Annotated in this window: 23 protein-coding genes; 20 read left to right on the top strand and 3 right to left on the bottom strand. The window is 46.8% G+C overall.

Annotation, left to right across the window (positions count from 1 at the left end; all coding sequences use genetic code 11):
• Complete coding sequence (locus tag KO537_RS00445) at positions 1 to 453, top strand: phage virion morphogenesis protein (RefSeq protein WP_219233586.1); 453 nt, start codon at positions 1 to 3, stop codon at positions 451 to 453.
• Here the strand turns inward: KO537_RS00445 and KO537_RS00440 are convergent.
• On the bottom strand, positions 450 to 1,271 hold the full coding sequence (locus tag KO537_RS00440) for a hypothetical protein (RefSeq protein ID WP_219233585.1): 822 nt from the start codon (positions 1,269 to 1,271) through the stop codon (positions 450 to 452). The two genes, KO537_RS00445 and KO537_RS00440, sit on opposite strands and share 4 nt — an antisense overlap.
• Positions 1,272 to 1,684: 413 nt before the next feature.
• Between KO537_RS00440 and KO537_RS00435 the strand changes: the two genes are divergently transcribed.
• The 18 genes from KO537_RS00435 to uvrB all read left to right on the top strand — a co-directional run bounded on the left by KO537_RS00435 (position 1,685) and on the right by uvrB (position 21,975).
• The gene (locus KO537_RS00435; RefSeq protein ID WP_219233584.1) at positions 1,685 to 2,743 is read left to right on the top strand and encodes a retron St85 family effector protein; all 1,059 of its coding nucleotides are present in this window, start codon (positions 1,685 to 1,687) and stop codon (positions 2,741 to 2,743) included.
• Positions 2,734 to 3,693 (top strand): retron St85 family RNA-directed DNA polymerase, encoded by a 960-nt coding sequence (locus KO537_RS00430; RefSeq protein WP_219233583.1) that lies wholly within the window; start codon positions 2,734 to 2,736, stop codon positions 3,691 to 3,693. The genes KO537_RS00435 and KO537_RS00430 overlap by 10 nt, the downstream gene beginning before the upstream one ends.
• An 82-nt stretch (positions 3,694 to 3,775) precedes the next feature.
• Positions 3,776 to 4,933 (top strand): phage protease, encoded by a 1,158-nt coding sequence (locus KO537_RS00425; protein ID WP_219233582.1) that lies wholly within the window; start codon positions 3,776 to 3,778, stop codon positions 4,931 to 4,933.
• Positions 4,933 to 5,853, top strand: coding sequence for a Mu-like prophage major head subunit gpT family protein (locus KO537_RS00420; RefSeq protein ID WP_219233581.1), 921 nt, complete (start codon positions 4,933 to 4,935; stop codon positions 5,851 to 5,853). Before KO537_RS00425 ends, KO537_RS00420 begins: the two co-directional genes overlap by 1 nt.
• An 82-nt stretch (positions 5,854 to 5,935) precedes the next feature.
• Positions 5,936 to 6,445, top strand: a complete 510-nt coding sequence (locus tag KO537_RS00415) for an HI1506-related protein (RefSeq protein ID WP_219233580.1) — start codon at positions 5,936 to 5,938, stop codon at positions 6,443 to 6,445.
• Positions 6,446 to 6,447: 2 nt separating this feature from the next.
• Complete coding sequence (locus tag KO537_RS00410) at positions 6,448 to 6,903, top strand: DUF1320 domain-containing protein (protein ID WP_219233579.1); 456 nt, start codon at positions 6,448 to 6,450, stop codon at positions 6,901 to 6,903.
• Positions 6,903 to 7,343, top strand: coding sequence for a hypothetical protein (locus KO537_RS00405; protein WP_219233578.1), 441 nt, complete (start codon positions 6,903 to 6,905; stop codon positions 7,341 to 7,343). The genes KO537_RS00410 and KO537_RS00405 overlap by 1 nt, the downstream gene beginning before the upstream one ends.
• A 20-nt stretch (positions 7,344 to 7,363) precedes the next feature.
• Positions 7,364 to 8,110 carry a hypothetical protein gene (locus KO537_RS00400; RefSeq protein WP_219233577.1) on the top strand — a complete coding sequence of 249 codons (747 nt, stop codon included), beginning with the start codon at positions 7,364 to 7,366 and terminating at the stop codon, positions 8,108 to 8,110.
• A 119-nt stretch (positions 8,111 to 8,229) separates the two neighbouring features.
• On the top strand, positions 8,230 to 12,156 hold the full coding sequence (locus tag KO537_RS00395; protein ID WP_219233576.1) for a tape measure protein: 3,927 nt from the start codon (positions 8,230 to 8,232) through the stop codon (positions 12,154 to 12,156).
• Complete coding sequence (locus KO537_RS00390) at positions 12,153 to 12,518, top strand: hypothetical protein (RefSeq protein WP_219233575.1); 366 nt, start codon at positions 12,153 to 12,155, stop codon at positions 12,516 to 12,518. Before KO537_RS00395 ends, KO537_RS00390 begins: the two co-directional genes overlap by 4 nt.
• A 12-nt stretch (positions 12,519 to 12,530) precedes the next feature.
• Entirely contained in the window at positions 12,531 to 15,005 is a 2,475-nt protein-coding gene (locus KO537_RS00385; RefSeq protein WP_219233574.1) for a hypothetical protein, read from the top strand.
• Between the two features lie 11 nt (positions 15,006 to 15,016).
• Positions 15,017 to 16,021 carry a hypothetical protein gene (locus tag KO537_RS00380; RefSeq protein ID WP_006087204.1) on the top strand — a complete coding sequence of 335 codons (1,005 nt, stop codon included), beginning with the start codon at positions 15,017 to 15,019 and terminating at the stop codon, positions 16,019 to 16,021.
• Entirely contained in the window at positions 16,014 to 16,313 is a 300-nt protein-coding gene (locus tag KO537_RS00375) for a hypothetical protein (RefSeq protein WP_006087203.1), read from the top strand. Before KO537_RS00380 ends, KO537_RS00375 begins: the two co-directional genes overlap by 8 nt.
• Positions 16,314 to 16,464: 151 nt before the next feature.
• Positions 16,465 to 18,108 carry a hypothetical protein gene (locus KO537_RS00370; RefSeq protein ID WP_251070983.1) on the top strand — a complete coding sequence of 548 codons (1,644 nt, stop codon included), beginning with the start codon at positions 16,465 to 16,467 and terminating at the stop codon, positions 18,106 to 18,108.
• On the top strand, positions 18,105 to 18,326 hold the full coding sequence (locus KO537_RS00365; protein WP_006087201.1) for a hypothetical protein: 222 nt from the start codon (positions 18,105 to 18,107) through the stop codon (positions 18,324 to 18,326). Before KO537_RS00370 ends, KO537_RS00365 begins: the two co-directional genes overlap by 4 nt.
• Positions 18,327 to 18,471: 145 nt before the next feature.
• The gene (locus tag KO537_RS00360; protein WP_219233572.1) at positions 18,472 to 19,254 is read left to right on the top strand and encodes a DNA adenine methylase; all 783 of its coding nucleotides are present in this window, start codon (positions 18,472 to 18,474) and stop codon (positions 19,252 to 19,254) included.
• 256 nt (positions 19,255 to 19,510) lie between these two features.
• On the top strand, positions 19,511 to 19,663 hold the full coding sequence (locus KO537_RS00355; RefSeq protein WP_158497640.1) for a hypothetical protein: 153 nt from the start codon (positions 19,511 to 19,513) through the stop codon (positions 19,661 to 19,663).
• Positions 19,664 to 19,968: 305 nt separating this feature from the next.
• A complete protein-coding gene (gene uvrB / locus KO537_RS00350) occupies positions 19,969 to 21,975 on the top strand; it encodes an excinuclease ABC subunit UvrB (protein ID WP_028760013.1) in 2,007 nt (668 codons plus the stop codon).
• Positions 21,976 to 22,319: 344 nt separating this feature from the next.
• Here the strand turns inward: uvrB and rrtA are convergent, their stop codons facing one another.
• A complete protein-coding gene (gene rrtA, locus KO537_RS00345) occupies positions 22,320 to 22,916 on the bottom strand; it encodes a rhombosortase (RefSeq protein WP_219233571.1) in 597 nt (198 codons plus the stop codon).
• Positions 22,913 to 23,635 carry a 7-cyano-7-deazaguanine synthase QueC gene (gene queC, locus KO537_RS00340; protein WP_113939679.1) on the bottom strand — a complete coding sequence of 241 codons (723 nt, stop codon included), beginning with the start codon at positions 23,633 to 23,635 and terminating at the stop codon, positions 22,913 to 22,915. Before queC ends, rrtA begins: the two co-directional genes overlap by 4 nt.
• Before the next feature lie 171 nt (positions 23,636 to 23,806).
• Here queC and queE point away from each other — a divergent pair, with 171 nt between their 5' ends.
• Entirely contained in the window at positions 23,807 to 24,475 is a 669-nt protein-coding gene (queE, locus tag KO537_RS00335; protein WP_173244967.1) for a 7-carboxy-7-deazaguanine synthase QueE, read from the top strand.
• Positions 24,476 to 24,546: the final 71 nt, after the last annotated feature.

Here is a 24,546-nt window from a genome sequence, read left to right as displayed (position 1 = left end):
ATGAATAAAGTGGATATTCAGTTTACCAATGGCACAGTATTGCTGGTGCTTGATAGCTTGCTGGATAAGCTTGATGACTTAAGCGAACCCATGAACGATATTGCCGCCGTGCTAGAGTCAGCCACCGAATCAGCCTTTGAAGCCGAGGCCGATCCTGTAACAGGTCAAGCTTGGGCATTATTAAGTGATGCCTATCTTCGCGCCAGCCCCAAACGCCAGGGCGGTAAGATACTGCAGGCCAGTGCTGGCGGACTAGCTGCCAGCATTACCGCAGACAGCGGCGACTTTTGGGCGGCGATTGGTAGCAATAAAATCTACGCCGCTATTCACCAGTTTGGTGGCACCGACGATATGCCCGCAGGCCCAGCGAGTATTCCAGCACGGCCATACCTAGGCGTAAGCCGTGAGGATGAGCAGTCCATGTTAGGGATCTTGAGGGAATGTCTAATCTAGTCGTTGTCTGTTCCAATATTTTGCTCTATAGCAGAATTAAGCATAGCCATAGGTTCGTCTAGATTTTTTGACTTTGAAAATGTGGTTAAATTTGATATTAAAGTTATCGCTTTAGTAAGGTAAGGATAAGTATTAAAACTATAGTTTGATACTTCGTTATATTCTAATGTAAGAGTAGCGTATTGAAAGATATGTTGTTCTAATTCTTTGATATTTTTTGATAATGGATTAGGATATTTTGATTTAATCTGATTTTGATAAAATGTATATTCTTCATCTTTTATATCTGTGTCAAAGTTGAGAATATCTAAAATCGATACATTGAAATAGGTTGCATCACCGTTATGTGTCACTTTCTTTTTATGTACTATGGTATTTAAACATTTATCAATAAATCCAATCTGTATAGCTAAAACCTGTCTGAATTCATTTAATTGAGCTTCTTTCTGAGAATGCTCTACTTGCGCTTCCATAGCTTGACGACTCAATTTTGCTTCTTCTTTGGTTTGTTCTAGTACTTTGCGGGTATCAGCTAGTTCTTCCCTTTGCGTCTTCAGTGACTGGATCAGTAACACGACAGTTGAAAAACCTAAAATTGGGTTAAGTACACCGCCTAGGAAGTCACCAAATGTACCGAAGTCACTTTGACTTCCAAGTCTCAAACCTAGAATGTACCAAAAGTGATAAAAGTAAAGCCCGAGAAGTAGTGCTGCAATCAATCCAAGCACAACGAACAGCCATGTAAAAGAAATAGGCTTGTCGGTAGGTTTTTCATCAGCTTTGATTGAGTCGTCTATTGGTGGGGGATTGGTGGTCATAGGCCGTCCTTGGAGGTGAAAGTGAGACGGATATTCTAAGTGGAAGGCGCTTTTAACGCAAAGCGCTAAAACGCATTTTAAGCGGCTTGGGTCTCAATTTGGTACAACGACCTATGGCAAAACCACTTAAACGATTTCAGAAGGATTTAAAGGTATTTAAAATGGTTCTTTCATACAAAAGTAAACTCGTAACTAGTTTATTTTTGATTTTATGTTTATGAGACTGTTTATTTTATATTGACACAATCTCTACATACTGCTTAAATCGGGGAACTTTACGCGCTAGAAGCGTGACTTGCTTCATCCGGTGAATCGCTGGAACTATTAGATTGTTGTTTTTTCTGAGCACGGCCACCACGAAAATCGCTTCGCGATTTATCGCGGCGTCCGTGCCCTTTTAAGGTAAAGTGTATTTGTCAAAAACCCAGCAAATTGCTGGGTTTTTCAATAGTAGTGATAAAATGGATACTATCAAAGATTTACGTGAGCAATTCCTTTACTGCATTGATTACAGCAACATTAGATTAAAAAACCTTCCCAACTTTGTGTTTCTATGTGGTGGATGTACAGAACGAAAACACAATGACGATGATGTTGAAACTTATCAATCTATGAGAAAGGCAATCTATGACGCATCCGTATCAATTCCTTCCTTTTCAAAAAAAATAGTATTAGCTGAAAACACTAAAGATTGGTTAGAACACGGAGTTGTTAAAAATCTAATTGATTTTGAATTGGCAATTGCTGACATGGCAGGTGTTATAGTCTTGATATTAGAGGCCCCGGGTGCCTTTGCTGAACTTGGTAGTTTTAGCGTGTTACCTCCACTCTCTGAAAAGCTAATTTTAGTAGTTAATGAGATTATAGTAGATGCCAATTCATACATTAATCTTGGCCCAATTAAATACTTAGAAGATAATAGTAGAATAGTGTTGAGGTATCAATGGGATTTTAGATATCACTTGAGTGGTCTTAATTACAATAAAATTAAAACTCAGATAATGGGTACTAACGAAGATATTTTAAATGAGGCCCGTGAAATTATAGATGTAATAAGTGAGAAGTCTAAAGACATATGTTTAACCAGCCCATCTCTAGATACTAGTCGAACAGGCCACTTATGTTTTATTATCGGTGATTTGATTTATAACTTTAGTTCTTTAAAAGTTCACGAGATACTACAGTATCTAAAGGATTATTTTGAAGTGGATAATATAAGCCTATCTACCGTTAAAAGTTGCCTATTTACTTTGGAGAAGTTTAATTTTGTTGAACGAGTTGTCAATGGAGATACTTACTTTGTGCCAACGGTAAATAATGTTGGTTTCTTGAAGTTTGTTTATGATTCGTCTTTAAAAGATGAGACTGGTTATGACTCAGTGCCAGGGCTAAGGAGTCACCTCCAGATGTACTATTCTTTATATGATAAATCGCGCTCAAAAACAATAACGAGAGGTGGCAAATGGAAATAATAAGTGATCTTGCCGAAGAGTTAAATGTGAGCATAATTGAACTTATTAATCAGATGCAACAGGCACCAAAGAAATACAAAGTTTATAGCATAAAAAAACGTAGTGGTGGTTCACGCATCATCGCGCAGCCTACAGCTTTTGTTAAAATGGTACAAAAAGGCTTGTGCACAAGCTTTTTATCACAATTTAAATACTCAAACTCTGCTATGGCGTATGTCAAAGAACGCTCTCCTATATCAAATGCAAATGTGCATGTCGGTGCAAAATTAATTTTGAAATTAGATTTTGAAAATTTTTTCCCTTCAATAAAAGCTGCACATTTCATTGAGTTTTTAGAAAGAAATAAAGTTACTCTTGAATCTTTGGAAATTGATTTTTTGATTCGGTATCTTTTCAGGAAAGTAAAAGGAAGTTATGAATTATCTATTGGGGCACCATCATCGCCTCTAATTTCAAATGTCATGATGTATGATTTTGATTTGGAAATTGAAGAAGCCCTGAAAGATTCATTGATAAATTATACAAGATACGCAGATGATTTAACTTTTTCGGCTAATAGTTTCGAAGAGTTAAATGAAGCTAAGTTATTCGTTGAAGCTGTAATTTTATCTAAGAGATATTCCTTTTTAAAGATTAATGAAGATAAATCTAAAATAATAGGCAGAGGCCGTTCTCAACGTGTTACCGGAATAACTTTAACCCATGATTCAAAAATATCAATAGGAAAAAGTTTGAGAAAGAGAATTCGAGGGATGTTACATCTTTATAATCAGAAGAAACTTAAAAAAAATGACATCCCATATTTACATGGCATTATTTCTCATATGAGAAGTGTTGAACCAGATTACTTTAAAAAGTTAATCGATGTGTACGGAGCAGAATTATTCTCACGCCTTGCTAGGCAATCATTTATGATTAGCAAAGAAACAAAAATGAAATTGATGGAATAGATATCCCGAAACCTTTCCAATCCGCTAGCGAGTCAAGCGAGATCATCATAGGCACTCCAATGTTATTGAGAGTGCCTTTTTTATGCCTGCAACCACCACAGCTTTAGGCTTTGCCGCCTTAAGCAGCCAGTTAAATGTCAATACAGAAGCCAGCTATGTGGTGGGTGAAGATGGTTACATTCAGGCGCTGCCTGATGGTCACTTTGCTGCCGTAGATGGTCGCCCTGATGATGTGGCTGGTGGCAAGTGGTTGATGGATAGCGTTGCGTTCGCGGCCCTGCAAGCAAATACCCCCCATAAAGCCGGTGATCTGGTTATTGACTACGAACACCAAACCCTCAACAAAGAGAAGAATGGCCAGCCTGCACCCGCTGCGGGTTGGTTCAACATCGATGACGTGCAATATCGACAAGGGCAGGGCTTGTTTATTAAGCCGCGCTTTACCGATAACGCCATCGCTTATCTTACCGCTAAAGAATACAAGTACTTCAGCCTAGTGTTCGGTTACGACACCAGCACTGGCCGCCCGCAATTTATCCACTCAGCCGCGTTAACTAATCGCCCTGGTGTCGATGGCATGTTGCCACTCGCATCGCTGGCCACACTGGCTGCTCTTAATACAAGCCTCAATCCACACGAACCTATCCAATCCACCGACACGGAGGAACTCCATGTGAACCCATTACTGAGAAAAATCTTAGCCGCATTGGGCGTTGACATTCCTGATGACGTGACCGCTTTAACCGCTGAGCAAGAGGTCGCGGCGCTATCTGCACTTAATACGCTAACCACGGCAGCAAATAGCGCTGATGGCTTAAAGCAACAGCTTACCGCGCTGAGTGCTACATCGCCCTCGGTTGATCTAAGCCAGTACGTTCCAGCGGCCACGGTCGCTGCACTGCGCGCGCAGCTGGTGGCACTCACCGCTGAAAATGGCGTGCTTACTGTTGAGCAAACTGTGAAGGCGGCAATAGACGAAGGCAAAGCCTTTGAGTGTGAACGTGATTACCTAACCAAGTTAGGCCAGCAATCCATGGCGGCTTTGACTGCAAACTTGGGTGAGCGTGTGGCTATTGCCGCATTAACGGCCAAGCAAACCACCACAGTTCCCGATCCTATCAAGGACAAGGAAACCAAACTCGCGGCACTGACTGCCGACCAAATCAAAATGGCCGATTCTTGGGGCATGTCGCACGCTGACTTTGCTAAAGCTATCGCCGCTGATCAGGAGCAAAAATAATGGCTGCTATTAACGCCCCAGTATTACAAGCCCTGCGCACTATGGTGCGTAGCGAGTTTCAAAATGCTTTAGCTAAGACTGAGCCACTGTATTTAAAAATTGCCTCAGTTGTGCCAAGCAATACTAAGTCAAATACCTACGGCTGGTTAGGCTCAATGCCGACCATGCGTGAATGGATTGGTGCGCGGGTGATCAACTCCATCAAAGAGCATGGTTACTCAATCACCAACAAGACGTTTGAAACCACCATTGGCATTAGTCGTGATGATGTCGAAGACGACACCATTGGCACTTACAAACCTATGGTGCAGGCATTGGCGCAGGAAGGCGAAGAGTTCCCCGATGATCTGGTGTTTGCTCTGTTAGCTGATGGTTTTACCACTACCTGTTATGACAGCCAAAACTTCTTCGACACCGACCACCCTGTGAATGCCAAGCACGATGGCACGGGTGCCGATGTTTCTGTGGCCAACATGGTGGCAGATGGTGCCTATACGGGTGAGCCATGGTTCTTGCTCGATACCACGCGCCCATTAAAACCACTCATCTTCCAAGAGCGCCGCAAGCTGGATTTAAACACCCTGTTTAATCCAACCGACCCAGCGGTATGGACCAATAACGAGTTCCAGTTCGGTACCGATATGCGCTGTGAAGCGGGCTTTGGTTTCTGGCAGATGGCCTTTGCTAACAAGCGTGCCCTTAACGCAACCAACCTGTGGGACAGCTACGAGAAGATGACGGCTTTCACCCGTGATGGCGGTAAGAAACTCAAAATTCGCCCGAACTTGTTGGTGGTGCCCGCATCACTCGAACAAGCTGCCCGCAAGCTACTTGAGCGTGAGCTGATTGATGAAGGCGGTACCACAGTGAACAACGAGCTTAAGGGCAAGTTTGAAATCTTAGTGGTGCCACAGCTCTAGGTGTTCACCCCTTAAGTTTGAGCAGCGAATCGCAGGCACAAGGATGCGCCTGCACCCCAACATCGAGTGAGGTAACAATGAAATGGCGAATCCTTCTAAGAACATTCAAGTCCTGTTGGTTATCTGTCTTGCGCACACTGGCTACCGCCGTGCGGGCATGGCGCTTACCAAAGGCGAAAACCTTATACCGCTGGCCGAGTTGTCGGATGAGCAAGTTGCAGCGTTTGAAGCTGACCAGCGCCTTAAAGTATCCGTGCGTGATATGGCACCAGCGTCGGGGAGTGTGGACATTCCAGACGGTGATCAGACATTAGGCTCCAATACCACAGGCACGCTCACTGGTGTGAAAGAGCCCAATGGTGAAGAGAAAGCCTTGGGTGAACTGTCAGTAAAAGAGCTGAAAGAACTGGCAAAAGACTTGGCGATCACGGGTGTTAACTCGATGAATAAAACTGACTTAGTTAGTGCGATTCAGGCAGTAAAAGTCACAGTGCCAGGTGCGAGTGAAACGGCTAATCCAAGCGCTGAAATGCCTAACACTGAAACTGAAAGCACTGAACCATCTGGCACCACCAACGAAGCAGGTGAATAGCCATGGCCGACTTAGCCATCACAAGAGCCATGTACGCCACCCCTGACAACATGCTGAGTCGCTTTGGTACGCAGGACTTAATGCTGCTTACCGAACGTGTAGACAGTGTGCCAGGGGAAATCAATTTCGCCTTGCTTGAGCAAGCATTGCGCGATGCGTCTGCCGAGATTGATGGCTATATCGTGGGCCGTTACACCTTGCCGTTAACCACGGTTCCCGCCGTATTGGAGCGTAACTGCTGCGATATTGCCCGTTACTTCCTGTATGGCGATAAAGCCCCTGAACAAGTCGAGAAACGCTATACCGCTGTGGTGAAGTTTTTAACTGCAGTGAGCAAAGGCGATATCAGTTTGGGGCTAGCTGATACGGGAGAAGTCGCTAGCCAAAGTGAGTTAGTGGTCAGCATCGACAGTGCAGGCAGCGTGTTTGGCCGCCGTGCATCTAAGGGGTTTATCTGATGTTTGAGATTAAAGATAACTACCTTGCTGCAGGTGATGCGCTGACTCAAATACTTGAGCCATTAGTGATGAGCCAGAAGCTGAAAAAGGTCTATCAAGCTAATGAGCTAAGCGAAGTGGATGAGCGCAGCCAAATCACGCCCGCCGCCCATGTGCTGTATATGGGCGATACGCTGGCGGATACCGCACAAGGCGGCAACACCAGCCAAATTAAGCAGACTTGGCTTGTGGTATTGGCTTGCCGTTTATCTATTCACGAAGGCCAAGCAGGTGAGCTATTAGTCAGCCTGTTAAACGCGATTGTGGGTAAGTCCATTGCGGTGGATGGTCAGATGCTTGGCCCCTTTGTGCGCGTTAACAGTCCCGTTAAACCCCGTTTCACTAAAAGCCACGGTTATTACCCCGTGGCGTTAAGTGTGATTTTGAGATTCAAACCTTAACAACCTAAGAGGAACTCACCATGAGTGGATTATTAGTCGCAGGCAACTTTTTTGTTGACCGTCTAAATGCCCAAGGGCAATCAACGGGGATCATTGGTCCCATCAACACCACTAAGCTCGCCATTAAAACCGACGCCGACGAAAAGGTACGTCCAAGTAAAAAGAAAGACAGCTACGGCCAAGCCTTAAGCGTGGTGAAAATTGCAAAACCTGTTGAGGTGGAATGGTCCTTCGATGATCAACCTGCCGAACTGATTGCTATGGCACTGCTGGGTGATACCCAAGTGCTGAACACTGGCAGCGGCAACTTAACCGATGAAGCCGTGACCTTACCAACCAATCAACGTTGGATACAGCTACCTGAAAGTAACTTTGCCGCCCTCGGTTTTGTGGTGAAGAAAGACGCTACCACCTTAGTGCTGGGCACTGACTATGAGGTGAACTATGCCCTAGGGCTAGTGCGTGCCGTAAAAGGCGGTGCAATTGAAGCGGGCGGCGCAGTGACTGTGACAGGCCAACATAACGCCATTAGCGGCACCCTCATTCGCGGTGGCATTAACGCCCAAACTCGTGCGCGGATCTTCGGAGAAGGTACCAACTTAGAAACAGGCAAGCCGATTAAGCTCGATGTTTTCGACGCCAGCTTATCGCCTACGGCTGCGATCGATTTTGCCGCCAGTGAGTTTGTGAGCGCCACCCTTGCGGGTAAAGCCCAGTTAGTCGCGGGTAAAGATCATCCGTTCGAGTACCTAGAGCTGGATGCGTAAGCGGTTTTGCTTAACCCAAGGGCATGGCCGTACTCAATTGCCATGCCCTTTAATCCCCATTTAACCGCCGTTTAAACACCGATTATTTAGATACTAACGAGAGCATTAACGAGATAGCCATGGCTGATAAAACCTTAGAACTCGCCCTGCGGATCGTGGCAGAAGCCACGGGCAAGCAACACATTGCGGCTTTAGTCGATGAGCTTAAACGCATCGGCACTGAGTCGGATGCGGCGAATCCTAAGACGCAGGCGCTCGCTGATGAACTCGATGGCGTGAGTGATGCCAGCCAAGCGGGTGCGAACCAAGTTGATGAACTCAAAAACAGCCTTGATCCGTTAAGCGACCAGTTAGACCAAGTGGCCCAAAGCGGCCGTAATACCAGCAACCAAACAGAGCAGCTCACTAATGACCTCAAGCCTTTAGCAACTGGGCTTGATGACGTAGGCGATAGCAGCCAATCGACCAGCCAAAAAGCCAATACCTTAGCCAATAAGCTCGATGAACTGGCTAACCAGCAAGACCTGATCAACACCTTTAAGCGGTCACGCAATGAGCTTGAACAACAAGAGCTTGCTGTCACTGCTGCTGCCCTAGCACTGCAGGACTTAAAGCAACGTGCGAGCCAAACGGATGCGCCTTTTGTGCAGCTGGCACGCTCTATTGATGTGGCCGAAAAAGAGCTGGAGCAAATGCAGCGCGAGTTAGCGCAGCAATCATCCAGCCACACTAAGCTGCAAAATGCCCTGTCGAAATCGGGCATTGACTACAACAACCTGACCACAGCGCAGCGCAAGTTAAGCGCCGAATTTGACGGCACTGGCCGCAATGTCGATAAGTTTGCCAATCAGTTAGATAAGGGCAATGCCAGCGCCCGTGATCATGCCAGTTCCCTGCGTGGCGTGATCGGCCAAGTGACCGCCTTAGCGGGTGCTTATTTGGGCTTTGACCGCGTGGCACAAGCGTTGAAAGATGTCTTTGCCACGGGCGATCAATTCGAACGTCTTGGCGTGCAAATGAATGCCGTGATGGGCGGTTTTGAATCAGGCAAACAAGCCACCGCTTGGGTAAAGCAATTCGCCATCGATGTGCCGCTACAACTGAACGAAGTCAATCAAGCGTTTGTGAAGGCCAAAGCCTTTGGCCTTGATCCTATGAACGGCACCATGAAGGCGATTGTGGATCAAGCCTTTAAACTCGGTGGCGGTTTTCAAGAGGTCGAGGGGATCACCTTGGCACTCGGCCAAGCCTGGGCAAAACAAAAGCTACAGGGTGAGGAGATCCTGCAGTTGATTGAGCGCGGCGTGCCCGTATGGGACATGCTGGCTAAGGTCACGGGAAAGAACACCACCGAACTGCAAAAACTCAGTGAGCAAGGCAAGCTTGGCCGCGATGTGATCCAAGGCTTGATTGATGAAATGGGCCGAGCCGCTAATGGCAGCGCAGCGGCGCAGATGGCTTTGCTCAGTGGCCAAGTATCAAACCTTAAAGATAACCTTTCATCCTTCTATGATCTCGTGGCTCAGTCCGGTGCACTTGATTGGCTCAAGGGCCAGATCAGTGAGTTGAATCTTGAGTTTGCCGCCATGGCCGCTGATGGCCGTTTAAAGGAATGGGCGCAGCAAGTCAGCGACACGATCGTGAGCATAGGCTCAGCGGTGCAAGATGGCGCGGCTATGCTGTACCACTTCCGTGATGAAATTGGTTTTGTGGCTAAGGCATTTATAGCGTTAAAAGTCGGTAGCTATTTTAGTGATGTGATCACCGGAGCAAATGCCGCCATCGGCGTGATGCGTCTTTACACTGGCGCGATCATGGGCACCACTGCGGCGAGTGAAGGTGCGGCCTTAGCCGCAGGCAAACTTAAAACCGCCTTGGCAGCAGCGGCTAAAGCGGGTTTGTACTTAGCGCTGATTAGCGAGTTGATCGAGGTCGCTCGGGTATACCAAGAGTTATTGATCGCTGAAGAAGCACTGGAAAAATCTAAACGCGCTGCCGCGTCTAGCGCGAAACAGTTGGAGTACTCACTTAAGGATCTCAGTGAGCAAACGGGCGTAGCCTTTACCACTATGGCCGAGTTCAACAAGGCGGTAGACGAAGGCAAACTGATTTATGACGACGCCACGGGTAAGTGGAAGAACGCCGCTAAAGCTATGGAAGAAGTCAAACAGGCCGCCGTTGACGTCGTTGAACCGATTAAATTAACAGTTGAAGAAGCGCTGCGCCTGACCTTTACCTTAAGCGAACAGACTAAAACGCTTGATGGCGTTAAAGGTGGTATGGGCGGTTTCATTCGCCAAATTGACGCCGCCTTAGTGCCGTTAAAGGCGGCGGGTGATCAATACGAAGGCCACGTTAAGTTACTTACAATACTGCGCGCCAAGTTTGAAGAGCAGCAAACCTATCTTGATGCCACGGCTAAGGGCACCGAGGCCTTGGAACAAGCCTATAAGGACTTAGGGCTAACCAGTAGCCATGCCTTAGAGCAGGTGAATTCGAAAGCTGAAGCGGCCTTTAATCTGATTAAGAATAACCGTGAACCGATTGAGCAACAAAAGGATGCGTTTTTAGTCTGGGCGAAAGCGGCATTAACGGCCGCCGAAGCGACGGGCGCAGCGGTACCAGAAACCTTGAAAGCGCAAGCCGCCACCCTTGGGCTAACCAAGGAACTGAGCGAGCTGACAGCAAAGCAATACGGCTATACAGACAGCGTGAAGGAACTTTCACCCGAGCAAGCCAAGCTAAGCCGCGCAGTGGCAGAAACTGAAGCCCGTTTGAAGCAATGCCGCGATGTGATGAACAGCTCGACGGTATCGAGTAAAGCCAAAGCAAAAGCCCAACAAGATCTGATTAGTTTACAGGGCAAGTTAAGTGACCAAACTAAGCAACTGAGTGAGGTTCAGGCACTCGAAGCGGCTAATTATGAACAGATAAAAAGTAAGTATGCCGCTGTATCTGACGAGATGTTAAGGCTCGAACAAGCCTATAAAGACGGCGGCATCACGGCGGAAGAATACTTGCGACAAAAAGAACGCTTAGTTGAAGTGCTCAGAATATTGCAACGCTTAATGGGCGGTTTGGAAGATGGTGAGCAAGAGACTGACGAACAGGTAAAAAAGACCACTAAAACCTTAATTGAGCAACGCGAAGAACTTGAACAATTAGAGGAAACCACTGGCCGCGCCACTGAGTATGTAAACCTATTTGCGGGTGCCTATGCCCACTTAAACAAACAGTTCAATTTTAACGAAGATAGCACCGAAAAACTTAACGCCCGCGTCGATGAGCTGACTAAAAGCATCATGAACAATATGCGGGTGAATACTGGCTTTTGGGGTGTGCTGGCGCAGCTCAGTAACCAAGCTTTTATCCGCGAAAAGCAGATCATTAATGAAACCTTACTGACCCGTAAATGGACTGAAGAACTCGAAAGCTCAAGCATTAGCCTCGATCGTGTCAATCAAATTAGCCGCGAGGCAAAGTGGAATATACGCGAGCTAGGTGACGAAGAACTTAAGCCACTGCAAGCGGCCATTGATGCTACCCGCGATCGTATTCTCGGCCTGCGTGACGATATCAACGCGACCTTGGACAGTCTCAAAGATGAGATGGATCAGCTTAACAATAACCAAGCCGCTATCGAGAAGCGCCGCTATGAACAGCAACAAGCTGAGCTTAAGGCGCAGCTCGATGCTGCCCGCACAGCCCAGGATAAAGAGTCTATCGCCAGTGCCCAAGAAGCACTGCAACTGAGTCAGCAAATCTACAGTACTAAGCTAAAACAAATCGAAGCTGAATCGGCAGAACGTAATGCACAGGCGATCGAGCGTGCATCAAGCAGTGCAAGCACCGCGACGAATTCCACTCGCAGTACTACAAGCCAAACCACTTCGCCATCGGTGAGTAATCAGAACACTGGCGGCAGTGTACAAATTTATCGGTTAGAGCTGGCAATGCCATCGGGCAATGTGGTGAAAGCCGATTTGCTTGATGAGTTTAAGCAGCTGTTTTTGCGCGAACTAGAACAGATTAAGGCCACCTCATGATCACCTTGGACACGCTTCAATTACCACATTTTATTTGGCTTAACCGCTTTGGTTATACGCCCTTTGTGAGTAGCACTGAGTTTGCGCTCGATGGCTCGCAGCATGTTGAAGTGGCCGCCAAACAAGCGGGCCGCCCTGTGGTGTTATTCAGCGATGCAGAAGCCTTATCTGTGTTTAACGCCCTTGAGGCCCACGCCAATTCAAAGGGCGCGAACAGCTTTAACCTGGTTATCAATGGCACTGCATTAACTGTGATGTGGGACTACAGAGAACAGCCCATTAGCGGCACGCCAGCGATCAATTACAGCGATACCGACCCCGACGAAATCGAGGCTATAACCTTGAAGTTAATCACTGTTTAAAGGCCGTTTAATATGACTATTTCCCGTTTAGATTTAAAAGTATTTAAGCCCGAGTTACTGGGTTCAAGTAATGAGGCAGGCGGCCAACGGACTAAACAAGTGGTGCAGTCTGGCAAGCTTAATGAGCTATTTTCAGCGATATCCGATATCGACCATGCCCAATCCAGTATCGACATTGTAAAAGCGTTTCCGGCGCTCGATACGCCAGACACCAGCACTTTGATTGATGCACATGTGTTTATCAGTGAGCCACCGATAGACCCATTAGTTAACGTATTCATGATCGAGTCTGCCGCGCTGGATGATGAGTCTCGCATGACAGATATGAAAGAGATAATTGAGTCGTCAGTCACAGCAGGGGAATTGATCCGTGAAGGTGGTCCAGGCTTCCTTGTGAACCAAAACTCGTTTTCCTCAGATTACCTGCAGTCGTCCTATCGCTTTAATGACCGCGACTATTGGAAAACCACTTATCTACAGGTTAGCCAAGTGATCTGCATCACCGTGGAATATCCTGGCATTGAAAACGTGGCATGGCCCCGCAAAACCCATCTTTGCAAAGTCATTCGTACTAGCATAGTGCCTGGCGCGGTGGGCACTGTTGTATTCGAGCCGCCGATACCGTTTGCGACACCAGAACCAGGTTTGCAAATCAATGGCCAGAGTAAATGCACTCGCTTGCGATTATCTTACACTGCATCACCATTGAAATTCCACGGGGTAACTAAGCTGACTGCCGCCGCCAGCGGGGTAAGTTTAGCTGTGGGCGCGACTCAATTATCGTTACTGCCTGCGATTACCACCTTAGCGCCAAAGCCAGGTAACACCATCACGGGTGGCAGTGATAACGGCGATGCCACTGTTAGCCAAGTGATCCGCAAAGTGATTAGTCAGCCAAGTGCAGAAGGGACGTACAGCTATACCTTCACCACAGCGGATTTATTGATAGACACTGATGTTGTCACAGCAGTTTCTACCGATCCTTTTGGCGTTTTCGGTGGGAATAGTTCATTAGTTCAGTCGATTACTGTCGGAACGGGGAACGTGACCGTTACGCTACGGCCTGATGTGCGCGTTGCCTATAATCCCACAGTCTCGCTCTATTATGTTTCTGCGTATAAATACAGCATTTACTCAAGTGCTAATGCATTCCCAGCCAATAAGCAGCTAACGGTCGGCAGTATCAAAGGCCGCGCTGTGTTTGCCGATAGTAACTATGTGCCTCAGGATGTATTTGAAAATGTGAATAGCGGTATCGGTAAGCTGTATGACACCACTGAGTTACTGGCGACCATTGATTATTTTACGGGTGTAGTTACCAAGCAAACGGTCAGCCGTGGTGATTTTGAATTGACCTATTCAGGTTTAGTTGAATCAACCACTGCAGCGGCTGCAGGCGATACTACGGCTAAATTTGCCTTGAGTGTGGCTAATCCATTGTTAGAGAGCTTTTACGTGCAGGTTGAACGGATATCCGATCATGCCATTATTAGCGCCTCATCTGACAACCAAGGAGTCATATCCGGTAGCGGTATTGAAGGGACCATTGTTGATGGTTTGGTTGAACTGTTATTTACCAATCCGGTGGATTTAACCACGCTGCGCTATGACATTACCGACCAATTGCGCCAGCTACCCCCCGCCGAGATTTACGGGCTAAACCCACTGCGTATCCCCAATGACGGCATTGTCGATATGTTCAGACGATGGGGCACTGTCGCGCTTTCTCATACTCAAGTGCAGCAAGTCACAGGCTCTGTCGGCACTGTGTTTACTATTCGTGAAAATGCTCAGTTTGTTGATATTACCGATGCCAATGGCGCAAGCCTATGGACCACTAATAATGACCATTTTACGGTAAACAAGGTGGCAGGAACGGTCACGATTAACAGTGATTTTACTGGGTTTGCTGCGCCGTTTGTGCTGAGCGATACCATTATGGAACTCGGTCTAGTTTCATCGTTTTCAGGCAATAGCGTTGTGTTGGCCAAGCCTTTGTCCCGTGAATATCCAGCAGGTACCACATTAGCCAGTGTGCAAATCCTTGGTGACCTGCAGGCGCGTGTTGGCAGAGTGCGGGATATGACGGCATGGGCCAACAATTGGGACCTCGATGGCGACCCTGCTACGGGCAACGTGAATGCGGTTGACTATCCGTTTGAAGTCAAAAACACCACTGCAGTGAATGAAGATTGGGTATTGATTATGACCTCAGCCAGCGCATTTCGTTGTGTTGGCCGCCGTCTTGGCCAAATCGCCACAGGTGACACACTCAATGATTTTGCACCGATTAACCCACTGACTAATGCCCCTTATTTCATTATTCGCTCAGGTGCATGGGGTGGCGGTTGGCAGCAAGGCGAAGCGATTCGTTTCGCCACGTTTGCGGCCTCAAATCCGATTATGCTGCTGCGAAATGTGCAGGTTGGCCACAGCCAAATCACTAAAGATAACGCCGTGTTGTCATTTTTTGGCAACGAATCATAGGAGCAATTGCAATGGGCTTACCAGTTACTGTTTATCGTTGGGATGATGCGGGTGCACCGCAACTGTCAAAGGGCATCAAGCCATCAGAATTGATTAACGTACTCAAGAAGTGTTTAGTGGATGGTTATGGTTCAAAGCAGGGGGCTGGCTGGTCAGTGCCATTTATGGACTTGGCCTCCAATCAAATTGTTTTTCGTAATTCTACCCTACAGGGTTCGGGCAGTTTTGTTAAGTTTTGGTCAAGGTCTGCAGGGGACGTATTATCAGGAGTTTTCTATTTTCAGTCAGCCCCATTTTTAGCATCACTTAATCCTGATTGGGCGAATACCAATGGTGCTGGATGGCGATGTTTTGCAAGTGGTTCTCCGCATCCTTATAAGTGGATATTGATTGCCACTGCTGCAGCGTTCATTTTTTTTACTTATGGCGATTCACCTTTCGATAGAACTCAGCTTTCTACTGCTCACTTTCCTAGTTTTTTTATCGGCGATATTGACAGTGTGGTACCTAATGATGCGACACGTTTTATCACTATGGTATCTGGCTCAGTTGCAGATTCATCACTGACCACATCGCCGTCTTGGACTGACGGTATTACCTATCTATCGCAGAGTGCTACTGTAGCTAAAATGCATGAAACTGATGGCAGCCATAATCCTAAGCAAATGGTAGTAAAGATGGCTTGGTCAACATATAACACCACGGCCATTAAAACCTTGCCCATAGATGGGTTGAATATGTTTTTTGCTCCAGTGCAAATAGAACAACAAACCTACGCGCCAAATCAGCCAGCTTCTCAGTACCTTGATTCAGCGGGGAATAATTGCACCAACAGTATGTTGCATCCCGCAGTTAGAGGGACAGTACCTGGATTATTTCAATCCTCATTTACGGGGTTTACTGATGCACTTTTACCCATTACCCGTAATGTGAATGGCACCCTTTTTTATCTTTTACCGACTGGTCATGTGGGTGCTTCAAATCTTTGGATAGGAACAGGGGAATGGTATGCCTGATAAGTTTGCACCACGTTTACGTGAAAAATCGAATTATCCTATGGGGTTGCTTGAAGTTGATATTGACCCTGCTGCCGAGCGTTTCGCCATCTTAGAAAGGGTGAATTTAAGATTACTATGGCAACGCGATATTCCAGCAGATAACCAAGTCAAGCATCTTATTCGTAAGGACCACTCATTAGCAGGGGTAATTTTTATTATGTTTGATGCTGATGAGCAGTTTAATGCCAGAATTATTGATGGGTTTAAACTGCCATTGGTTGACAGCCATAGCGTTAATTTAGGCTATTAAAGTGATGACTGAATCCACTTTGACATTGCAGGTGAGATTTAATGAGCCATGGCTAAATGCTGTCTCACCGTTGAGTCTGCGTTTTGAAAATGTGTTAATCCCAGATGTTCCTATTAGGGCCGGAAGTATTGGCATGGCTTGTGGGCTTGTAATGATGACAGGCAAACATATTGAGCAGCAAATTACCCTCAGTACTCGCAGTCAATCGCATGCCGCTAATGCCGTTTTTGCATGGGGTAGCATCAGCTTAAAACAGCAAATCGTAATCGTATGGAATACGCCGCCATTAGCTGGGGAAGTGTTCGCTGTTGAGTGGCGACGAAATGCGTTGGTACCTTTTCAACTCGATATGAATTGGTTGGTACCTGAGTCTCATGGTCATCGCGCTGCGAGTCATTGGAACGTGTCAGAATCGCAGCAATATATGCTTGATATACCTTGGTCACAAGCTGCAGCCAAGAGCCAGCAAATTACCGTTAAATTGCATATCGGCGAGCAACTAGCGACTGAGATAGCGCTTAGTTATACCGACATTCAAAGCCAAGGCGATAGCAAGTTTGTTGTATGGGCTCCACACGCCGCGCGGTGGGTATGTTCCAGTAAATACTTACCGCCAGTAGGTAAAGTTACACTGCGCTTTAGTGAACCTTGGACGAACGCTATCAGCCCGATTGTGCTCAACTTTACCCCTTCACCCAATGTTTGTTACTGGGACGATGGCGGCGGCCTGATAGGCACAAATCCACCGTTACCTACCATTGATTTTAAGATCCCTATCGAACCGCAAATCAGAAGGAGTTACCTCATGCAGCCTCAAATCAGTTGTGTTCGTGTGAGTGACGGCGTTTCTGTGGTGCTCAAATCAGTATCCATTTCTCAGTCACGTTCGCAATGGGCCAGTAGCGGAAGCTTAGCGTTTTCATCCCGTATTGATGCCGAGCGTGCCGCTAATGAATTACTGAAAATAAGTATTAACGGCTATGACTTTTACTTGCTTTGCGAGTCTCCCAGCGAATCTAAAGCCTTCGGCAAAACCAGTTATAGCGCGACAGGTCGAGGTCGCTTAGCCACACTCGCCAGCCCGAACAGAAAGGCCATCAACTATGTGAACGTAGTAGCCCGCAGCTTTATTGGCTTAATGGCCGATATTGTTGCCAATACTGGGTGGACTGTCGCCAGTAAAATCAGCGATTACCCTGTACCCGCAAACGCCTTTAGCTATGCTGCTAAAACACCCGCCGAAGCGATTAACATGATGGCCAACAGCATTGGGGCCATGCTCGATGTGAACGATGAAACTCAGACTATAACGGTGATCCCTCAGTGGCCAGTCGTGCCTTGGAATACCGCAAGCGCAATTCCCGATGTGATTTTGCACGATGGAGTGATCCTCGAATTTAACGAGCGTATCGACATTCGTCCCAATGCTAATGCGGTGTTTGTGCGTGGTGAACAGCAAGGCGTGGCAGCGAAAGTGAAACGTTTCGGGACCGCTGGTGACAACTTTACTGCTGATATAGTGGATAAGTTAATCACTGATAATCAAGCCGCAAGAATGCGCGCAACGGCCGAATTAGCCAACGCAGGTAATAAGGTGCAAAACAGCATTCGCGCTAAGGTAATGGCGGATTTACCGCCCATACGCCCAGGCATGTTAATTGGAGTTCGCAAAGGTGCCGAGGTGTTTAAGTCAGTGTGTGAAAGCTTCAGCATAAGCGGCAGCGTTAATGAGTCAACGGGGATGGTTACTGTGAATCAGACCGTGACGCTATTGCGTAATGAGGTGGCAGCATGAGCAACATCTATCAACGCTTAGCGAACTTAAACCCCAAGCCCCAGCGCAGTGTTGCCACTGTGATTAGCGTGACAAATGGCACCACGACAGTACAGCACGTCGATGGCAGTTATCAGACTGTTTTGGGTGACTCCGTTGCCAGCGGGAAAGTGTATATCGTCGATGGTCAGATCCAAGGGCAAGCCGCCGATCTGACTTATGTTGAATTAGAGATTTGATAAAAGAGAGCGGTCTAGCAATGCTACTAACACTGCTAGACCGTCAACACACAGGATTAGACCCTGTGAGCCAACCAAGGCTCCCTCACCGCGTCGACACGGCGAACCGAGCCTAGCATAAAAAATCCTAAAAAAGGAGGCTCACATGCCAAAACCGATTATCCCTTGGATGGGCGGTAAGCGTAGATTAGTTAAGCAGATTTTACCGATATTCCCTGAACACCATACCTATGTCGAACCTTTCTGCGGCGGTGCAGCAATGTTCTTTAGCAAGGGTGAGGCGAGGGTGGAAGTGGTCAATGATATGAATGGCGATCTCGTCAATCTTTATCGGGTGATTAAACACCATTTAGAAGAGTTTATAAGGCACTTTAAATGGGCTTTAATTAGCCGTGAAGAGTTCCTATGGCAGAAGAATACTAACCCTGAGACCTTAACCGATATTCAACGAGCGAGCCGATTTTACTATCTGCAAAAGCTGGCGTTTGGCGGGAAAGTTTCAGGTCAGAACTTTGGATGTTCAGCGTCTCGACCCGCTGGTTTGAACTTGCTAAGGATTGAGGAAGATCTCAGCGTTGCTCACCTACGCTTGGCAAGAACCTATATCGAGCGCTTGGACTGGGCTGAGTGCGTAAGGCGATACGATAAGCCAGAAACCTTGTTCTATTTAGACCCGCCTTACTGGAGTACGGCAGGCTATGGTGTAGAGTTTGGACTAGAGCAATATGCCTTGATGGCCGAGCTTGCGAAGACAATCAAAGGCAAGATGGTGATCAGTGTGAATGACATACCAGAGATGCGCGAGGCATTCGCTGGACTACAAATGAAGACGCTTGGAATACGTTACACGGTAGGAGGCTCAAAACGCTCTGGAGAGCAGCAAGAACTGCTCATTTGGAACTGGTATACCAACGTATTAACTAAGTAGAAAAGACTCAATAGCCCTCGATTTAGGGGGCTTATTGAGAAGTTTATCAAATTGAGTGAACCCATATTTATCAGACTAAGTGAACCAACGAGTAATTGATTAATCACTAATTTTCAATTTAGGTGAATTCGTTTATCAAATTTCGTGGCGCGCTACAACAGCGCGTGTTAATTACAGTTAGTGAAATTGATACAAGTAGCAACATTTATCAAATGTAATTAAATTACTAAATGCCGAGAGACGGTTGTTAAGACACATGACAGCCTCCAATCCCGCGTGGTTTCTAGGTTATTTCGACTTATCAACAAAATCTGTGGATAACCCTGTGAGTTGTCCTGAAAAATGGCCGCCAAAGCCTTGGGGTATGGGCGGCGGACTTAAAATGCACTATTTTGGGGTTCAAAAATAAATTTAAGCATTATCAAATGCATACTAAAAGCAAGTGGTTTTTGTTGAGGGTGAAAACAAGGTTGCAATTTTGTAATCGAGCGAAATTGATTTCTTGTGTATTAAATTGGCATTTTTGCTTAGTTTGCGGGTGTTTTGTGAGCAAAAAACGCTGAAAACGCCTTAGTTTAAAAGTTTCATGTTTCTTCCTTTAAATTGTCATCTTGCGGTTTTAGATCGTATTGATATGACGACAGGAAGGATAACTGTGGAGCTTAGTCGGTGACTTGATTAGAATGGGGCGACTCACTAAAAGGATATGTGCGCGTGTCAGAATCTGTTTTTCAGCTTGAATCGCAATTCGCCCCCGCAGGCGACCAACCTACAGCGATTGCCAAATTAGTCGATGGACTCGAAGCGGGTCTGGCCTGCCAAACTTTACTCGGAGTGACGGGCTCAGGTAAAACCTTCACAATTGCCAATGTGATCCAAAAGTTAGGCCGGCCCACGATTATCATGGCGCCTAATAAAACCTTGGCGGCGCAGCTTTATGGCGAGATGAAAGAGTTCTTTCCCCATAATGCGGTCGAGTATTTCGTTTCTTACTACGATTACTATCAGCCCGAAGCCTATGTACCTGCGTCAAATACCTTTATCGAAAAGGACGCTTCGGTTAATGCTCACATTGAGCAGATGCGCTTATCCGCCACTAAGGCGCTGTTAGAACGTAAAGATGTGGTGCTGATTGCTTCGGTGTCGGCTATTTATGGCTTGGGCGATCCCGATTCCTATTTAAAAATGTTGCTGCATCTACGCCAAGGCGATGTGATGGGGCAGCGTGACATCTTAATTCGTCTCAGTGAATTGCAGTACAAGCGCAATGATATTGAGCTACAACGTGGTACTTATCGTGTGCGCGGTGAAGTGATTGATATTTTCCCCGCCGATTCTGAGCGTAATGCCATTCGAGTCGAGTTGTTCGACGATGAGATTGAACGTTTAAGTGAGTTTGACCCGTTAACGGGCCATATTATTAAACGTATCGCCCGTACGACGGTTTACCCTAAGACTCACTATGTCACGCCGCGGGAAAAAATTATCGCTGCCACTGAGTTTATTAAAGAAGAACTGCGTGAGCGTAAGCAATATCTACTCGATAACAACAAGTTAATTGAAGCCCAGCGTATCCATGAGCGGGTGCAATACGATGTGGAAATGATGGTGGAGTTAGGTTACTGCTCTGGCATCGAAAACTACTCGCGCTATTTGTCTGGCCGCGCACCGGGGGAAGGGCCACCAACCTTGCTCGACTATTTGCCTGCCGACGGCTTATTAATTATCGATGAATCCCATGTGACTGTGCCGCAAATCGGCGCTATGTACAAAGGTGACCGTTCCCGTAAAACCACACTTGTGGAATACGGTTTCCGCTTACCGTCCGCCTTGGATAACCGGCCGCTTAAGTTTGAAGAGTTTGAGCAATTGATGCCGCAAACTATCTATGTGTCGGCAACACCGAGTGCCTACGAGCTGGAAAAGAGCGAAGGCGAGATTGCTGAGCAGGTTGTGCGGCCAACGGGATTGCTCGATCCTGAATTAGAAGTGCGCCCTGTTGGGACCCAAGTGGACGATTTATTGTCTGAAATCGCCAAGCGAGTGGCCGTCAATGAGCGGGTGTTAGTGACGACGCTGACTAAGCGTATGTCGGAGGATTTGACTGAATACCTCGACGAACATGGCGTAAAAGTGCGTTATCTGCATTCGGACATAGACACAGTCGAACGGGTTGAGATCATCCGCGATCTGCGTTTAGGTAAGTTTGATGTGCTGGTTGGGATCAACTTATTGCGCGAAGGCTTAGATATGCCTGAAGTGTCATTGGTGTGTATTTTAGATGCCGATAAAGAGGGCTTCTTGCGCTCTGAACGCTCGCTCATCCAAACGATTGGCCGCGCGGCGCGTAACGTCAATGGTAAAGTGATCCTCTATGCCGATCGCATCACCAACTCGATGGAAAAAGCGATAGGTGAAACTGACCGACGTCGTGAACGTCAGCGGGCGCACAACTTAAAGCACGGTATCACGCCTAAGGGCGTCGTTAAACGGATCACCGATGTGATGGATGTGGATGATGGCCGCGACAGTAAAGCTGTGTATGGCAAAGTGGCTGAGCCTAAGTCCCATTACCATAAAGCCGATGCGGCAGAGTTAAGCCATCAAATCGATCAGCTTGAGAAGAAGATGCATGAACATGCGCGCAACTTAGAGTTTGAACAAGCGGCGGCAATGCGTGATGAAGTCAAGCACCTGCGGGACCTGTTGATCAAAGCCTAGATTTATTCTTGCGCTCAGCATTAAAAAAGCCGTCCAGCAATCATGCAGCGATGGCTTTTTAATATCTTGACTTGGGTGTTATACCAATCACATTAAATATCTAATCAGTTCAGAGCCTCACAGGCATCTCAATCCAAGGCGCATTGACGCAGAAATGGTTATTCCCTTTTAAGTCAATGCAACACCGGTGTGGGATGCCTGTGTGGCTCCCGAAGGGCGGGTTTCAACGCGCTTTATACTGCGTTTAAGGCTTTCGACAGAGCACCACTATGCCTTCAAGCCTTCGCCTTGTCTAAAGCGTGTAGAACTCCCGCTGAATGAACAGATATTTAATACGATTGGTATTAAGCAGGGACTTTTGATTGGCTCATTTTGAGCTTGATAAACACCGCTAAAGCGCAAATCAGTCCGCAGATTAAGCCGACCAAATGCGCCTCGGTTGCTACGCGCGCACCTATCATGGCGGTGACATCACTGCTGGCACCATAAAGCTGTTCGTAACCGACCTTGATGATAACGCCAACGAGCAGCAGATAGCCTGAGCGCAGCTTACGGACAATATCCTGCACTGCGCCGTAGGCGAACAAACCATGCAACATACCGCTTAAGCCGACATAACCAAGCAATTGCGGATAGCCTAAATACAAGCCTATACCTTCAAGTAAACATAACACGAAAAATAGTGCACTTAAGCCTTTGAGATTATAATGAAAATGGTGTAAAAATAGCACCACCCACAGCCCTGCAAGGTTCATTAATAGATGCCATTGATTCGTGTGCAGTAAATTTCCACTGATTAATCGCCACCATTCACCCTCACTAATTGCACTGCGGCGATAGGCGAGTAGGTTATCGACAGCGGGGCTCGCTAAGCCTGCGGCATACAAACCCGCACAGATCAGACTCACCATCAGCGCGACCCAGTAGGGACTGCGTGTCATGCTTTAGGCTCGCTGGCGTCAAGCTCAGCCATAACTGCTGCTTTATTCTGTAGATAGTCATCTAATCCACGTTTGCGAAGATGACAGGCAGGGCAATCACCACAGCCATCGCCAATCACGCCGTTATAGCAGGTGAGAGTATGGTGGCGAACCAGATCAAGTTGCTGATATTTATCCGCCAGTGCCCAGGTTTGTGCCTTATTGAGCCACATTAAAGGCGTGATGATTTTTAGTTGTTTATCCATGCCTTGAACTAAGGCGGATTCCATCGCTTTTACAAAATCGTTACGACAATCTGGGTAGCCTGAAAAATCGGTTTCACACACGCCTGTGATAATCGCCTGCGCCCCTAATTGATAGGCATAAATACCTGCAAGCGTTAAAAATAAAATATTACGGCCGGGCACGAAGGTATTGGGTAAGCCATTTTCCATCAACTCGTGTGAAACGGGTATTGCATCACGGGTGAGGGCTGAAATAGCTAACTCATTGAGTAAGGTGACATCCATGACTTTATGGCTGGTGATCTTCAGGCGTTTTGCTAAGGATTTGGCAACTTCAATTTCTTCGCGGTGACGTTGACCGTAGTCAAAAGTGATCCCATGTACTTCATCGTACTGGGTTAGGGCTTGAATAAGACAGGTTGTTGAGTCTTGTCCGCCACTGAATACCACCACTGCTTTGGACACCACTGTTTTTGACACTAAGCTCGTTGACATAAAGGATTTCACTTCACCGTAGAACAGGTATAAATAGGGCGTTAGTGTAACTCAGGCCTTAGGGCTTGCAAACTCTGACTATAGGGTCGAAATAGGCTTTCTCGGCGCAAAAACTTGCAGCTCAAGCTAAAATCCACTATAAATGCCGCCCCAGAAAAGTGGAACGTCAGTATGAATTACCCTGTCAACGAAGTATTTGAAACCATTCAAGGTGAAGGTGTCTTTACCGGAGTGCCCGCCATATTTGTCCGACTACAAGGTTGTCCCGTGGGATGTGCTTGGTGCGATACGAAACAGACATGGGATGTGCTTGAAGCCAATAAGGTGTCGCCAGAGCAAGTGATTACCGTGGACGGCACCATTGGTCGCTGGGCTGATCATACGGCGCAAAGCCTTATCGCTGCCTTTCACGCTAAAGGTTTTACTGCGCGGCATATCGTGATCACCGGCGGAGAGCCTTGTATGTACGATTTACGCGAATTAACCGAGACCTTGCACAGCCAAGGCTTTGCGACTCAAATCGAAACCAGTGGCACCTTCGAAATCAACTGTGCCGATGACACTTGGGTGACAGTATCACCCAAGGTGAACATGAAAGGGGGCTATCAGGTATTAGCACAGGCGCTGAACCGCGCCAATGAGATTAAGCATCCTATCGCTACTGAAAATCACATCGATGAACTTGATGAGTTACTGCAAGACATCGATATTTCAGCGAAAACGATTTGCCTGCAGCCGATTAGTCAAAAGCCGCGGGCGACCGAATTGGCGATTAAAGTGTGTATCGCCCGTAATTGGCGCTTATCGATCCAGACCCATAAGTATTTGAATATTGATTAATGCTAATCTGCAAAGCATAAAAAACGCCTCACAGTTGTGGGGCGTTTTTTATGGTGGATGTTTTGTGGATT

This window comes from Shewanella sp. NKUCC01_JLK (assembly GCF_019345615.1).
Lineage (GTDB): Bacteria > Pseudomonadota > Gammaproteobacteria > Enterobacterales > Shewanellaceae > Shewanella > Shewanella oncorhynchi.
This window is presented reverse-complemented; position numbering and strand designations above follow the sequence as displayed.